Raw genomic sequence first — 13613 nt, 5'->3', positions numbered from 1 at the left:
GCTACAGCGCCTGGCCGCTGTCCTTGCCGTCGGGCCACCAGATGCGCCAGTCGCCCTGGCCGACGCGGCAGGCGATGCCGCCGCCGTTGCGCGGGCCGTCCGGCCCCTCGATCGCCTCGACGAACTCGCGGCAGAAGCGGCCGGAGGCGTCGATGAAGGTCGAGACCGGGCGGACCCGGCCCGTGGAGGCGCCGTCACGCCACGGCGTCTCGATGCCGTTCGGCGCCTGCTCCAGCACCTCGGCCCGCCGAGTATCGATCGCCTGCTGGGCGGCCAGGCGGACCTGCTCCGCCGTCTCGATCCGGGCGACCCGGTCCTCCAGGCTGTCGATCACGCGCAGCGCGGTCCAGCCGCCGCCGATGACGGCGAGCAGCGCCACGGCGGCCGCGATCGCCCCGAGCCACCGGGCGGCCGGGCGGCGTCGCGGCACCTGAGGCATCGCTGCGGGTCGCGGCGCCAGCAGCCTGGCCAGGGCCGGCGGCAGCGGCTCCTCCACGGCCGGGTAGGCGGCGGCGAGCAGGGCAGCCATCTCGCGTTCGTGCCGCAAGGTCGCGGCCAGGTCCGGGTCGCGGGCCAGCGCCGCCTCGACCAGCCGGCGGCGCTCCGGGTCCAGCGTGCCGTCCGCATATCCGGCGATCCAGTCGGTATCGATCGTCACGGTCGCCTCCATCACCGTCGGGCCGCCCTGGCCATGGCGGCGGCCGGGCGCCGCGACAGCAGGTGCTGCAGCGCCTGGCGGCCGCGGTGCAGCCGGCTCATCACCGTGCCCACCGGCACGTCCAGCGCGTCGGCCGCGGCGGCATAGCTGAGGCCGCCGGCCGAGACCAGCAGCAGCACGCTGCGCTGCTCCTCCGGCAGCCGGTCGATTGCCCGCTGCACCGCCGCCAGCATCAGCGTCGCCTCGACCTCGGCCTCGGCATCGCCGCCCGGCAGCGTGTCCGGATCGACCGGCTCGGCCATGTCGCCGCGGCGGCGCCCGGCCCGCAGCCGGTCGAGATGCAGGTTGTAGGCGATGCGGAAGATCCAGCCCTGCAGGGTGGCGGCCGCGGCGGCCTGATGGGCCCGCTCCAGCGCTCGCTCACAGGTGGCCTGCAGCAGGTCGTCGCCCTCGGGGGCGGAGCCGGTGAGCCCACGGGTGAAGGCGCGCAGCCGCGGCAGCGAGGCCAGCAGCGCCCCCCTCACATGCTCCGCCGGATCGGACATATTACCACCCTGCTGTTGCGAATCATCCGTCCGCGCCGACGTATTAACGTGCGACAAGGCCTGTCGTCCTCGCCCAGGTCTGAATATTTTTGCGCGATTCCGTGGAATGATCGCGGCGACCCGGACGTCAGAGTTGTGACACGGGCCGTCGCGGCCCGCTTCGACATCACGGTTCGGGAGTTCCCCATGCGTATCCGTTCTGCTGCGACGCTGCCCATCGTGGCCGCCTTCGGACTGCTCTATGCCACTGCGGCGAGTGCCGCCGCCTGGGGGGATCTCAAGGACGTCTCCAAGCCGCAGTTCCTCACCGTCAAGGACAATGGCGGCGGTCACGGCGGCGGGAATGGCGGGGGCAACGGCGGCGGGAACGGCGGCGGGAACGGCGGCGGGAACGGCGGAGGCAACGGCGGCGGGAACGGAAACGGGGGCGACAAAGGCGGGAACAACGGCAACGGCAACGCTGGCGGGAAGAGCAGCAGCAACGGGAACGGCAATTCCGGAGACAGCGGCGACGGGCCGGGCAACAGCGGCAAGTCCAAGGGCACCGGCAACGGAACCGGCGTCGGCAGCGCCGACGACGATACGGACAGCCCCGGCAACAGCGGCAAGTCCAAGGGCAAGTCCGTCGGCAAGGTCGACACCATCTCGCTCGACGACGACACCACCGACGCGCTGATCGGCTCCGGCTGGTCGCCGACCGTCGGCAACGGGCCGTTCCGCAATCACGGCGCGCGTGTCTCCACCATGGTCGGCCTGGCCAAGGAGCTCGGCTACGGCGCCAATGTCGGCGCCATGCAGGCCAATTTCGGCACGCCGCAGGAGACGGGCATCCGCGCCCTGCAGGAGCGGATCGCCGATCTCAAGGCCGATCCGCTGGCGGACCCGCACCTGATCGACGCGCTCGAGGCCGAGCTCGCCGACCGGATCGAGCAGGTCAAGCCCGGCACCGGCCCGGCCGGCGACTGGGAGACGACCAATCTGGACGTCGACGGCAACGGCGTGGTCGACGACCATGACCTGGCCCTCGCCCGCGAAGGCTTCCGCCCGTTCGACTGACGATCCCGACCGGATTCGCCGCCGGCACGGCCTCGTCCTGCCGGCGGATCTGTGCTGTGCGCGGCCCACTCAGTCGAACCGCAGCGGGATGTTGATGGTGATGCCCGGGGTCGGGGCGTAGTAGTAGGGCGGGGGCTCGACATAGACCGGCGCCGGCCGGCGATAATAGTAGGGCCGTCCATAGTAGTACGGCCGCTCATAGACGACGACGGGCGGCCGCGGCCGCGCATAATAGTAGCCATGGCCGTGATAGGGCCGGGCCCAGGGCGGTCCGCCGCCATGCCAGGGCTTGTGATGGGCCAGGGCCGGCCCGGCGGTGGCCAGCACCGCCAGGGCGGTCAGTGCGGGCACGAGGATGCGTCGTCTGATGCTCATCTCGATCAATCCCCTTCTCTGGGCGCCTGTCCAGACGGACGCCCCTCAGACCAGGGACGATCGAGCCCGGCGCTTTATTCCTCCGCCTGCCGCAGGGCGGCGTCGAGGTCGGCGATCAGGTCGGCCTCGTCCTCCAGCCCGACATTCAGCCGGACCAGCCGGCCGGCATAGTCGGTCCCCAGGCGGGGGATGCTGCGATAGGCCATCACCAGGCTGGTGGCGCCGCCCCAACTGTAGCCGAGCTTGAACAGACGCAGCGCCTCGACGAAGCGGGTGACAAAGGCTTCGTCGCGCTCCGGCCCGAACACGATCGAGAACACGCTGGACGAGCCCTTGAAGTCGCGGCGCCAGGTCTCGTGGCCTGGACAGGAGGGCAGGGCCGGGTGCAGCACGGCCTCGACCTCGGGCCGTCCGGCCAGCCACCCGGCAACCGCCAGGGCGGTGCGCTCCAGCCGGTCGAGGCGGACGCCGAGCGTCTGCAGCCCGCGCAGCGCCAGGCTGCAATCATCCGGCGACACCGCCATGCCGAGCAGCCGGTGCGCATCGCCGATCGCCTGCCGGTGCTTGTCGTCGCCGACCGAGACCGTGCCGAGCAGCAGGTCGCTATGGCCGCCGACATATTTGGTCAGCGCCTGCACGCTGATATCCGCGCCACGGGCGAAGGCGTCGAACAGGATGCCGGCGGCGTAGGTGTTGTCGATGGCGACGCTGACGCCGTGCCGGTGCGCCGCCGCGGCCAGGGCCGGCACATCCTGCACCTCCATCGTGATCGACCCCGGGCTCTCGCACCACAGCAGCGCGGTCTCGGGCCGGATCAGCGCCTCGACCTCCGCCCCGGCCAAAGCGGGGTAGGTCTCGACATCGACCCCCAGCTTCGCCAGCAGGCCCAGGGCGAATTCCCGGGTCGGGCCATAGGCGCTGTCCGGCACCAGCACATGCGAGCCGGCGCGGCATATCGCCAGGAACACCAGCGCGATGGCGGCCTGGCCGCCCGGCACCATGAAGCTGTGCCGCGCCCCCTCCAGCTCGGCGATCCGCCGGGCCAGCTCGATCGTCGTCGGCGTGCCGTACAGGCCGTAGCTGTAGCCGCCGTCCCAGTCGTCGCGGGCGTCGGCCAGCCGGTCGAACACCACGGTCGAGCCGCGCCACACCGGCGTTGCCAATGATTTGAAGCCGCCGGGCGCCCTGGCCTCGGAATGGATCAGACGGCTCCTCCAGCCCAGCGGCGGACGGTCGTCGGTCATCGCGGCTTCCCCCCATCAGCGGTGTCAGGCGGCGAAAGCCGGGTCCTGGCGCATCAGCTGGCGCTTGATGCTTTCGAGATGCAGCCGGGCACTCTCGGCGTCGCCCTCGCGCATCTGCTGATAGGTCCGCCGGGCGATCTCGGCCGGCACCGGACGCAGCGTCCGGCCGGTGCTCAGCGCCTTGACCTGCACCTCGGCGGCGCGCTCGAGATAGTACAGGTCGTCCCAGGCCTCGGCGATGGTCGGGCCGCACACCATCACGCCGTGGTTGCGCAGGAAGACGATGTCGGCGTCGCCCAGCGTCGCGGCGATGCGGTCGCCTTCGGCCTCGTCCAGCGCCAGCCCGTTATAGGCGTCGTCGACCGCGGTGCGGCCGTAGAATTTCAGCGCCGACTGCCCGGCCCAGACCAGCGGCTGACCCTCGACCATGCTCAGCGCCGTGGCGTTCGGCATATGGGTGTGGAAGGCGGCACGCACCCGCGGCACCTGCTTGTGCAGCCGGGCATGGATGTAGAAGGCGGTCGCCTCCGGCTTGCCGTCGCCGTCGATGACATTGCCGTGGAAGTCGCAGACCAGCAGGCTGGAGGTCGTGACCTCGGCGAAGGCCAGGCCGTAGGGGTTGACCAGGAACAGGTCGTCCCGGCCGGGGACCATGGCCGAGAAATGGTTGCAGATGCCTTCCTCCAGCCCCAGCCGCGCGGCCATGCGGAAGCAGGCGGCCAGGTCGATCCGGGCCTGGCGCAGCGCCGCCCAGTCGATCTCGCCGATATTCGAGAGCCGGGACGGGTCGGCGGCTTGCAGCTCATGGGCCATGGCGAAGTCTCCTGTCGGGCGAAGGGGATCAGAGGCCTCTTAGGACCAACCGGCATCCTTGAACAAGCCGGGCACCCCGTCCAGGGTCGGAAGCACCGCGTCGGGCGCATAGCCGTCGGCCGGGCGGCGGCCGGTGCCGCGGTCGATCCAGACGTCGCGCAGGCCGAGCGCGCGGGTCGCGACCAGGTCGAGATGCGGGCTGGCGCAGACATGCACCACCTCGTCCTTGGCCACGCCCAGCACCCGGTGCGCGTGCTCGAAGATCCGGCGCGACGGCTTGTAGGCGCCGGCCTGCTGCGCCGTGACCACCCGGTCGATATGACCGCCGAGCTGGGCGACATTGCCGGCGATGACGTCGTCATCGGTGTTGGAGATGATGCACAGGCGGAAGCCGGCCGTCTTCAACGCCGCCAGCGCCGGGCCCACCTCGGGGAAGGGTGGCATCCGGCTGATCGCGCCGGTCAGAATCGCCGCGTCGCGCTCGTCCGAGGCGACGCCGAGATCCTGCATCGCCAGCCGCAGCGCGGTGCCGGCGATGTCGCGGAAGCGGCGGTGCGGTTCGGCCTGCTCGATCGCGTGCTCGTGCCGGTCATAGGTCGTGATCAGCCGGTCGGGATCGACCGCCCCGGCCTTGCCGGCCAGGATGGTGCGGACCGCCTCGCGCAGCCCCTCGTCCCACTGGATCAGGGTGCCGTAGCAATCGAAGGTGACCCAGGCCGGGCGCGGTCCGGACAGCATGATGGGAACTCCGCTGGTGTAGCCCCGGTATCGCGCCCGCGTTTCTTATTGGGAAACGAAATTATCGACTGATCCTTATCGAAAGTGTAAATATCGACCATGTTCGATCTCGACCTGCTCCGCACCTTCGTCGCCGTGGTCGACGCCGGCGGCTTCACCCGCGCGGCCGAGCGGGTGCATCGCAGCCAATCGACCGTCAGCCAGCAGATCCGCCGGCTGGAGCAGGATCTCGGCCACCGGCTGCTCGACCGCGACCGCAGCGGCGCCGCCGCGGTGCCGACCGAAGAGGGCGAGCTGCTGATCGGCTATGCAAGGCGGCTGCTGGGGATCTCGCTGGAGGCGCGGGACGCTCTGGCCAATCCCGGCCGGGCCGCGGTGGTGCGGCTCGGCGTGCCGGAGGATTTCGCCGGCCGCAAGCTGACCGACCTCCTGTCCGGCTTCGCCCGGCAGTGTCCGCGCATCCGGCTCGACACCACCAGCGCCTGGAGCGCCGAGCTGCGCCGCCTGCTGGCCGCCGGCGAGCTCGACCTGGCGCTGGTCAAGCGCGACGCCGGCGACGGGCGGTGCCTGGCGCGGTGGCCGGAGCGGCTGGTCTGGGTCGCCGGGCGCGAGGCCGACATCGACGCCGACCCGCTGCCGCTGGCGCTGTTCCCGCCGGGCTGCATCTATCGCGACCGCACCATCGCCGCGCTGGAAGCGCTCGGCCGCCGCTGGCGGGTGGCCTATTCCAGCCAGGGGCTGATCGGCGTGCAGGCGGCGGTCGCCTCGGGCCTCGGCATCAGCATCCTGGCCGAGGACGCGGTGCTGCCGGACCATCGCCGGCTGGGGGCGCCGGACGGCTTCCCCGATCCGGCGGAATCCGAGTTGGCGCTGCTGGCGAAGCCCGGCCGGCCGGATCGGGCCGCGGGCCAGCTGGTCGAGTATCTGGTCGGCGCCCTGGGCTGATCGCAGCGCAATCGCGATCAAACAAGCGGCGTCCGCCATCGGCACAGTGCCGGCGAATGCAGCGGGAGAGGGGCATGGGCGTGGTCGAGCGGGCGGTCTGGTTCATCGAGAACCGGTTTTCGGCGGAGGTCACGCTCGACGCCATCGCCGAGGCTGCCGGCGTGTCCCGGTTCCATCTGTGCCGGCTGTTCGGCGTGGCCACCGGCCGGTCGGTGATGCGCTATGTCCGCGGCCGCCGCCTGACCGAGGCGGCGCGGGTGCTGGCGGCCGGTGCCTCCGACATCCTGGCGGTGGCGCTCGACGCCGGCTACGGCTCCCACGAGGCGTTCACCCGGGCCTTCCGCGACCAGTTCGGCCTGACGCCGGAGCTGGTGCGCGGCCAGGGCCATGTCGACAACCTCGCTCTGGTGGAGCCGATCCGGATGGACGAATCCCTGATCATCGACCTCGAAGCCCCGCGCTTCGAGACCCGCAAGACCCTGCTCGTCGCCGGGCTGGGCGGCCGCTACACCTTCGAGACGAATGAAGGCATCCCGGCGCTGTGGCAGCGCTTCGGGCCGCAGATCGGCCATGTGCCGAACCAGGCCGGCGACGCCGCCTACGGCGTCTGCTGCAACGCCGACGATGCCGGCAATTTCGACTACATCGCCGGGGTCGAGGTCGCCAGCTTCGACGAGCTGCCGGCGGAGTTCGCCCGGGTGCGCATCCCGGCCCAGCGCTACGCGGTGTTCAGCCATCGCGGCCACATCTCGCGGATCCGGGCGACGCATTACACCATCTGGACCCGCTGGCTGCCGCAATCCGGCCACGCCTTCGCCGACGCGCCGAGCTTCGAGCGCTACAGCGCCGATTTCGATCCCTGGATCGGCACCGGCCTGGTCGAGATCTGGATGCCGCTCAGGAGCTGACCCGGGCGGCCCGGGCCGGGGTGCGCTGGTCGCGGGCGGACGGCCGCCAGCCGCCGGCCGGTGTGACGCCCGCGGCCGGCGCCAGCCGGTCGCACTGCATCAGCAGCCGCACCAGCTCGGCCTGGCGGCGGGTGCCGGTCTTCTCGAAGATCCGGGTCAGATGCGTCCGCGCCGTGGTCGGGGCGATCGACAGGCGCTCGGCCACCGCCTGCATCCCGTCGCCGCGGCTGATCTCGGCGGCGAACACGGCCTCGGCCGCGGTCAGGCCGAACAGCTCCTGCAGCAGGGCTGGCGACGGCGTGCCGGCGATGTCGGGATCCATCACGAACAGGGCCACCAGCGGGCCGCCGCCGACCGGGATCACGGTCACCAGCAGTGGCGGGGCTCCCGATGGGCGTGACAGCCGCAGCCGGGCCCCGCCCTTCGCGGCCTTGGCGATGGCCTGCCGCAGCCGGCCGGTCTCCTCCGGGATGGCCGTGGTGATGCCGAAGGGCGTGGCGTACAGCCCATCCTTCCGGGCCACGATCGTCCCGGCGCGGCGGTTCAGCCGGATCGGCCGGGCCGCCGCATCCGCGATGATCACGCCGAGGTCGAGCCAGTCCAGCAGATCCTCGATGCCGCTGTCCCCGGTTTCGCGGTGCCGGGCGGCGGGGGCCTCCCCCTCGTCGTCATCGTCGCCCGCCAGGGCCTCCGCGCCGATCGCCCGGGTCGAGAGGACGGCGGCCAGGCCGGCGTTCATCGTCAGGGAGTAGTCGAGATCCGCAGCGCTATCGATGCCCGCCATGACCTGTGCCTTTTTGTGCTCGACGCGTTGTCCGCCCTGCGTCGAGGTCCGGCATGGTTCGGGGGCGGCGCCGTGAGAGACACCGTAGGCGCCGTGCGGCGGCCGCGCTTCGGTGCGCCCGCCCAATTTTCGCGGGGGAGGCTACCTAGTTTTCGCCGGCGGAGAGGAGCCAGGGCTCGCTGTGCAGGCGCAGGACCACATCCATCCGGCTGCTGGCGTTCAGCTTGCCCAGCACCGCCGAGACATGGTGTTCGACGGTGCGGGGCGACCGCACCAGCCGCCGGGCGATGTCCTGGTTGCCCATGCCCTGGGCCAGCAGGCGCAACACCTGCAACTCGCGCTGGGTCAGGCCGAGCGGATGGCGGCGGGCGGCGGCGTAAGGGCCGCGGCGCGCCCTGGGTAGCTGGTCGGCCACGCCCAGGCGCTGCGCCGCCCTGCGGGCCAGCAGGGCGGCGGGCCGCGCCTCGATCTCCTCCAGCATCGCCACGGCCCGGGCCAGGGCCGGCCCGGCCTCGCCGCCGTGGACCTGGGTCAGGGCCAGCGCCGCCTCATAGGGCAGGCCGAGACGCGTCCATTCCGCCGCGGCCTTCGCCGGATCGCCGGCCAGCTCGGCCGCCCGCGGCGCCGGGGCCCGGGCCGTCGCCTGGGGCAGGGGTGCCGTCATCTCGCAGCGCCGCCACCACACGGCCAGCTCGCCCAGCGCCCAGGGGTCGAAGCTGTCGAGATCCATCGCCGCCACGGCCGCCAGCTGCTCCTGGGCGGCGGCGAGATCGCCCGCCAGCCACGCCGCCTCGATCAGGGCGAAGCGCACCGGCGCGATCAGGTGCAGGTCTCCGGTCTCCAGCGCATGCCGCAACGCCTGCTGCAGCAGGGCAGGGGCATCCGCCTCGCCCAGCCGCATCCGCACCCGGCCCAGCACGATCAGGGCGGGCAGGCGGATCGTCGGCGCCAGCAGGTCCAGGCCGACGACGCCGCCGGCGATCGATTCGGCCTCGCGGAACCGGCCCTGCTCCAGGCGCAGCCGGGCCTGCCAGCCGACCTGGTAATGGGTCCAGGAATCGAGATCGTGCCGGGTCTCGAAGGCGATGCCCTCGGCCAGCACCCGCTCGGCCAGGGTGAAATCCTTGAACACCACCGCATACTCGGCGAGGTTCATATAGGCCCGGGCCGCGTGCTCGTGGAAGCCGTGCTCCAGGGCCAGGGCCAGGCTCTCCTGCATCATCTCCAGCCCGCCCGGGCGGTCGACGAACAGCAGCGCGGTGGCGACGTTGTTGAGCGCGTGCACCCGGGTCTCGACATCGCCCAGCCGGTCGGCCAGCGCGATCGCCCGCAGGCCCCATTCGACCGCCTCATCGACATGGCTCTGCTGCATGTGCAGCTGCGACCGCACGCTGCAGGCCATGGCCAGTTCAGGCCCCGGCGGCAGGCGTTCCAGCTCGCGCAGCGCCTCGTCGACGCAGTCGCCGGCCTGCCGCACCTCGCCGCGCGACCACAGCAGCCGCGCCAGCGCCCGCAGGTTGAGGCCGACCTTGTCCATGCGCCCCAGCTCGCGCCACAGCGCGATGGCGTGCTGCCGTGCCTCGATCACCGTGTCGTCGATGCGCAGCGCCAGCCCGGCCTCGTTGGCCCAGTCCTCATGCAGCTGCGCCGCCACCGCCTTCGGCGCCTCCTCGACATAGCGCAGGGCGGTCGCCAGATGCGCGGCGGCCTGGTGATGGGCGCCGAGGCGCGAGGCCTGGGCCGCCGCCTGCGGCGCCAGGTCCAGCACCCGGGCGCCGTCATCCGCCGCGGCGGCGTGGTGCACCTGGCGCGGCAGCAGGGCGCCGGCCAGCGCGGTTGGGGCATAGGCCATGGCCGCCTCGACCCGGGCGTGCAGCGACTGCTGCGCGGCCGGGGACAGCTGGTCGAGCGTGGCCAGCCGCGCCAGCTCGTGGCGGAACCCGACCGCGCCCTGGCCGTCGCGCAGCAGCATGCCGCGGCCGATGCAGCGGTCGACCGCGGCGTCGGCCCTGGCGCCCAGCAGCGCCCGCGCCAGCCAGGGCTCGACGCTGCCGGGCACGATGCTGATCGTCTCCAGCGCCTCGCGCTCCTCCGGCGCCAGGCGCGACAGCCGCGACCACACAGCGTCGCGGATCGAGGCCGGGATGCTGCCTGGAATGCTGGCCGGCGCGGCGTCCTGGCTGGCCAAGAGCTCGGTGACGAAGAACGGGTTGCCGGCAGTGATCCGGTGCAGTTCGGCGGCGGAACGGCCGGCAGCCCGGGCCAGCGCGGCGACCGCCTCGGGCGACAGCGGCTGCATGGCCAGGCGGACGGCCGTCGCCGGCAGGTCGCCCAGCACCTGCCGCAGCGGATGGTCGGGGCCGACCTCGTCGCTGCGGTAGCTCAGCACCAGCAGCGCCCGCAGCACCGGCATGCGGCGGCCGAGATACTTCACCAGGTCGAGCGTCGCATTGTCGGCCCAATGCACGTCCTCGAACACCAGGACGGCGGTCTCGGGCAGGTCCTGCAGCGTGTTCAGCAGGGCCGGGAACAGCCGCTCCGGCGCCGCCGTCTGGTCCAGCAGCGCCGCCATCCGGGGGCCGAGGGCATGCGCCATGTCCTGCAGCGGGCCCAGCGCGCGCGGCGTGAACAGCGCCTCGGACCCGCCCCACAGGACGCGGTGGCCGGGGCCCAGCCGCCGGGTGAACTCCTGCAGCAGCGCGGTCTTGCCGATCCCGGCCTCGCCGCCGAGCACGACCGTGCCGCCATGGCCCTCCGCGGCGCGCCGAGCCAGATCGATCAGTCGGTCAAGCGGCTCTTCGCGCTCGATCAGCATAAAATCGGCGACTCCCCTGTGCCTGCTTGGATTTCAGGCCAAGGGGATGACGAAAACAAGGCTTCATATCGGATTTTTGCTGCATTGCACCGATTGGCCTAACCCTGCAGCATCGAGGCGCCCATGCCGACCAGGGCGCCGCCGAACAGCCGGTTGCACAGCCGGGCGCGGGCAGGCTGCTGCAGCCAGCGGCGCAGCGCATGGGCGGCGACGGCGTTGGTGAGAATCCCGACGAAGCCGATCGCGGTGAAGCTGGCGGCCAGCAGCGACAGCTGCGGCGTCGCCGGCAGGGCGGGGTCGATGAACTGCGGGAAGAAGGCCGGGAAGAACAGCAGCGTCTTCGGGTTGGTGGCTGAGATCAGGAAGCCCTTCCAGAACCGCTGCCCGACCGGGATCGTGCCGCCGGCCTCGATCGCCATGCCGCCGCGGGCGCGCCATTGCTGGATGCCGAGATAGACCAGGTAGCCGGCGCCGGCCCAGCGCAGCAGGTCGAACCACTGGCCCAGCAGGGCCAGGAACGAGCCGATGCCAACCACCGCCAGCGCCGCCTGGATGGCGATCGCCAGCGTCGCGCCCGCCACCGTCGTCACCGTACGCACCCAGCCAAGGGCCAGCGCATGCGACAGCGCCAGGATGTTCACCGGCCCCGGCGTCACGCTCAGGATCACCGCGGTGACGAGGAAGGTGCCGTACAGGTGCCAGTTCATGACCGGTCTCGGGGAGCGGGGGCGCGGCCGGGCGGCCGTCCCGGGCCGCCTCGGCGAGTCTGATAATATTGTTGCGTTAGGTAACATAATTACCCGACCGGCGAGGCCTGCCGTCGTGCCAAGGGAGCTATGCGAATTTGCCGAGTATGTCGGCTTTCGGCCATGTCTTTCCGGAATGTCTCGTGGCTAGGAACTTCTTCCGGAATACCGTGTTTCGCGTCGACTGGTCCGGGAGGGGAAGAGCATGAGCCTGGCGCCGTTGCGTCGCGGGGAGTTCGAGCGGGCGCCGCAGCTCCGTGGTGCGGATGTGACCTTCGTCTCGGCGGTGGAGCGGGCGAAAAAGCCGGTGCCGGCGGCGCGGGCGCGCGAGATCGACGAGTGGGTTCGCGACAAGGTCAAGGACCACACGCTGCGCTTCTGGAAGGATGACGGCGCCGAGACCGCGGCCAAGGCCTTGAAGGGCGACAGCGACCTCGGCGAGCTGACGGCGGCGGAGCAGGTGCGGCTGGTCGACCGGGTGCTGCGCAAATGGCAGGGCGCCGGCGCGTCCTCGGCGCAGGGCCTGGCCAAGCGGGTGCGCGGCGACCAGGACCTGGCGCGGCTGGTGGCGGACCGTCTGGCGGCGCGCTCGGTCGAGCTGCAGGCCGGGAAGCGCGGCGACGAGAAGATGGATCCCGAGCTGATGACCGCCCGGAGCTATGCCGAGGCGGCGGTGCTGGCGCTGGGCTACAATTCGGAGCGTCCGGACTTCACGGCCAGGCTGGACGCGGCCGGGCTGCAGCAGCTGGTGGGATCGCAGTCGCCGGACCAGGCCTCCGCCTTCGCGGCGATGCTGGCGCACCAGCCGCGGGCGCTGGCCTCGGTAGTCTCCGCCATCGCCGATGCGCCGGATAGCAAGGCATACGACGCCTTCACGCTGAGCGCATTCGCGCTGTCCCGGGAACAGACCTATTTCGAGGCGCTGGACCTGCCGCAGGACATGGGCCGGGCGCTGGCCAAGGCGCTCGGCCAGCCGGGCGAGGGCGAGCGGCTGGGCGAGATCCTGGCGACGCCGGAGGGCCGCAAGCTTGTGGTCGAGCAGCTGCCGTTCCCGCAGCAGGGCAAGACCACGCCCGAGGCGCGCGGCCAGGTGCTGGCCCTGGTGCTGCAGCATCGCGAGATCACGGCCGACGTTCTGCAGCGCTCGCCCGGCGGCGACCCCTGGGCCTCGCCGGCGGTGGCGAAGTCGATGGCGCAGGCCGCCGCCGACCAGGCGCTGCAGGCGGGCCAGAGCCACGGCATGGAGCTGGCCGGGGCGGAGACGCTGGAGAGCCGGGTCGCCCAGGCGATGGGTCTCAAGCATGAGGGCGAGGACGGCAAGACCATCGACAAGATCGCTTCGGCGATCCGCGGCCAGGGCGGCGCCGACGCCAAGATCACAGTGCTGCCGGTGCAGTTCTCCGGCAGCGGCAGCGGGGCGGTGCAGCTGCCGCTGTTCCGGGTCGAGGGGAAGGACGGAGCCGTCCGCTTCGTCGACAACCAGGGCGGCCGCTACGCCGATTTCGCCACCTGGAAACGCGAGAACCGGCTGCCGCCCGGCAACATGACCTATCCGCACGACGGCGAGCTGCAGGGCAAGGATGGCCATGCGGTTCTGGACAGCGGCAAGACCCCGCGCACGCCGGACAGCTTCGGCGAGCATGTCGAAGAGGCTCTGGACAAGGCGGCGCTGTTCGGCGGCGTGGTCGCGGGCGGGGCGATGGTGCTCGGCTCGGGCGGCACCGCGGCGCCGGCGGTGGCGGCGGGCGCCGGAGCCTGGTTCGCCTGGCGCGGCGCGGAGGAGGCTGGGGCGCTGCAGGAGCGCGGCCTCGACCAGTGGGACAATCCGGAATACCGGATGGCGCTGTTCAACACCGTGGCGGGCGGGGCCAGCATCCTGCCCTTCGGCCGGCTGGCGTATCTGGCGCAGTCCGGCAAGACGGCGGAGGCCGGCCGGGTCTGGACCGGCATCAACGGAACGGGGGGGGGGGGGGGGGGGCGCCCCCC

General features: G+C 72.1%; 13 protein-coding genes. 4 read left to right on the top strand and 9 right to left on the bottom strand.

Features of this window, described 5'->3' with window-relative positions:
* Position 1: 1 nt before the first annotated feature.
* Together AAHM41_RS12705 and AAHM41_RS12700 are read right to left on the bottom strand one after the other, a co-directional pair.
* Positions 2–658 carry an RT0821/Lpp0805 family surface protein gene (locus AAHM41_RS12705; RefSeq protein WP_342236909.1) on the bottom strand — a complete coding sequence of 219 codons (657 nt, stop codon included), beginning with the start codon at positions 656–658 and terminating at the stop codon, positions 2–4.
* An 11-nt stretch (positions 659–669) separates the two neighbouring features.
* The gene (locus AAHM41_RS12700; RefSeq protein ID WP_342236908.1) at positions 670–1203 is read right to left on the bottom strand and encodes an RNA polymerase sigma factor; all 534 of its coding nucleotides are present in this window, start codon (positions 1201–1203) and stop codon (positions 670–672) included.
* Here AAHM41_RS12700 and AAHM41_RS12695 point away from each other — a divergent pair.
* Positions 1183–2259 carry a hypothetical protein gene (locus AAHM41_RS12695; protein WP_342236907.1) on the top strand — a complete coding sequence of 359 codons (1077 nt, stop codon included), beginning with the start codon at positions 1183–1185 and terminating at the stop codon, positions 2257–2259. The genes AAHM41_RS12700 and AAHM41_RS12695 overlap by 21 nt on opposite strands.
* 69 nt (positions 2260–2328) lie before the next feature.
* Here the strand turns inward: AAHM41_RS12695 and AAHM41_RS12690 are convergent, their stop codons facing one another.
* From AAHM41_RS12690 to AAHM41_RS12675, 4 genes are all read right to left on the bottom strand, one after another.
* A complete protein-coding gene (locus AAHM41_RS12690) occupies positions 2329–2634 on the bottom strand; it encodes a hypothetical protein (RefSeq protein WP_342236906.1) in 306 nt (101 codons plus the stop codon).
* Positions 2635–2708: 74 nt separating this feature from the next.
* The gene (locus AAHM41_RS12685; protein ID WP_342236905.1) at positions 2709–3878 is read right to left on the bottom strand and encodes a cystathionine beta-lyase; all 1170 of its coding nucleotides are present in this window, start codon (positions 3876–3878) and stop codon (positions 2709–2711) included.
* Positions 3879–3902: 24 nt separating this feature from the next.
* Positions 3903–4691: an aldolase gene (locus AAHM41_RS12680; protein WP_342236904.1), complete on the bottom strand. Its 789-nt coding sequence runs from the start codon at positions 4689–4691 to the stop codon at positions 3903–3905.
* A gap of 39 nt (positions 4692–4730) precedes the next feature.
* Positions 4731–5429, bottom strand: a complete 699-nt coding sequence (locus AAHM41_RS12675; protein WP_342236903.1) for a haloacid dehalogenase type II — start codon at positions 5427–5429, stop codon at positions 4731–4733.
* A gap of 99 nt (positions 5430–5528) precedes the next feature.
* On the opposite strand from AAHM41_RS12675, the gene AAHM41_RS12670 reads away from it, so the two are divergent.
* Together AAHM41_RS12670 and AAHM41_RS12665 are read left to right on the top strand one after the other, a co-directional pair.
* Positions 5529–6374: a LysR substrate-binding domain-containing protein gene (locus tag AAHM41_RS12670; RefSeq protein ID WP_342236902.1), complete on the top strand. Its 846-nt coding sequence runs from the start codon at positions 5529–5531 to the stop codon at positions 6372–6374.
* Positions 6375–6448: 74 nt separating this feature from the next.
* Complete coding sequence (locus tag AAHM41_RS12665; RefSeq protein WP_342236901.1) at positions 6449–7282, top strand: AraC family transcriptional regulator; 834 nt, start codon at positions 6449–6451, stop codon at positions 7280–7282.
* On the opposite strand, the gene AAHM41_RS12660 is transcribed toward AAHM41_RS12665, so the two are convergent.
* The 3 genes from AAHM41_RS12660 to AAHM41_RS12650 all read right to left on the bottom strand — a co-directional run bounded on the left by AAHM41_RS12660 (position 7272) and on the right by AAHM41_RS12650 (position 11588).
* Positions 7272–8066: a helix-turn-helix transcriptional regulator gene (locus AAHM41_RS12660; protein ID WP_342236900.1), complete on the bottom strand. Its 795-nt coding sequence runs from the start codon at positions 8064–8066 to the stop codon at positions 7272–7274. The genes AAHM41_RS12665 and AAHM41_RS12660 overlap by 11 nt on opposite strands.
* 145 nt (positions 8067–8211) lie before the next feature.
* On the bottom strand, positions 8212–10881 hold the full coding sequence (locus AAHM41_RS12655; protein ID WP_342236899.1) for an ATP-binding protein: 2670 nt from the start codon (positions 10879–10881) through the stop codon (positions 8212–8214).
* 98 nt (positions 10882–10979) lie between these two features.
* On the bottom strand, positions 10980–11588 hold the full coding sequence (locus AAHM41_RS12650; RefSeq protein WP_342236898.1) for a LysE family translocator: 609 nt from the start codon (positions 11586–11588) through the stop codon (positions 10980–10982).
* A gap of 244 nt (positions 11589–11832) precedes the next feature.
* On the opposite strand from AAHM41_RS12650, the gene AAHM41_RS12645 reads away from it, so the two are divergent.
* Positions 11833–13613, top strand: a 1781-nt coding sequence (locus AAHM41_RS12645; protein ID WP_342236897.1) for a DUF4781 domain-containing protein, incomplete at its 3' end; no start/stop codon positions are given.

Source organism: Inquilinus sp. OTU3971 (genome assembly GCF_038440215.1).
This window is presented reverse-complemented; position numbering and strand designations above follow the sequence as displayed.

What these genes read in the sequence shown, in the direction of transcription:
- AAHM41_RS12650 (WP_342236898.1), bottom strand. Translation starts at nt 11,588, where the DNA reads ATGAACTGGCACCTGTACGGCACCTTCCTCGTCACCGCGGTGATCCTG.
- AAHM41_RS12670 (WP_342236902.1), top strand. Translation starts at nt 5,529, where the DNA reads ATGTTCGATCTCGACCTGCTCCGCACCTTCGTCGCCGTGGTCGACGCC.
- AAHM41_RS12665 (WP_342236901.1), top strand. Translation starts at nt 6,449, where the DNA reads ATGGGCGTGGTCGAGCGGGCGGTCTGGTTCATCGAGAACCGGTTTTCG.
- AAHM41_RS12690 (WP_342236906.1), bottom strand. Translation starts at nt 2,634, where the DNA reads ATGAGCATCAGACGACGCATCCTCGTGCCCGCACTGACCGCCCTGGCG.
- AAHM41_RS12685 (WP_342236905.1), bottom strand. Translation starts at nt 3,878, where the DNA reads ATGACCGACGACCGTCCGCCGCTGGGCTGGAGGAGCCGTCTGATCCAT.
- AAHM41_RS12695 (WP_342236907.1), top strand. Translation starts at nt 1,183, where the DNA reads ATGCTCCGCCGGATCGGACATATTACCACCCTGCTGTTGCGAATCATC.
- AAHM41_RS12675 (WP_342236903.1), bottom strand. Translation starts at nt 5,429, where the DNA reads ATGCTGTCCGGACCGCGCCCGGCCTGGGTCACCTTCGATTGCTACGGC.
- AAHM41_RS12655 (WP_342236899.1), bottom strand. Translation starts at nt 10,881, where the DNA reads ATGCTGATCGAGCGCGAAGAGCCGCTTGACCGACTGATCGATCTGGCT.
- AAHM41_RS12700 (WP_342236908.1), bottom strand. Translation starts at nt 1,203, where the DNA reads ATGTCCGATCCGGCGGAGCATGTGAGGGGGGCGCTGCTGGCCTCGCTG.
- AAHM41_RS12680 (WP_342236904.1), bottom strand. Translation starts at nt 4,691, where the DNA reads ATGGCCCATGAGCTGCAAGCCGCCGACCCGTCCCGGCTCTCGAATATC.
- AAHM41_RS12660 (WP_342236900.1), bottom strand. Translation starts at nt 8,066, where the DNA reads ATGGCGGGCATCGATAGCGCTGCGGATCTCGACTACTCCCTGACGATG.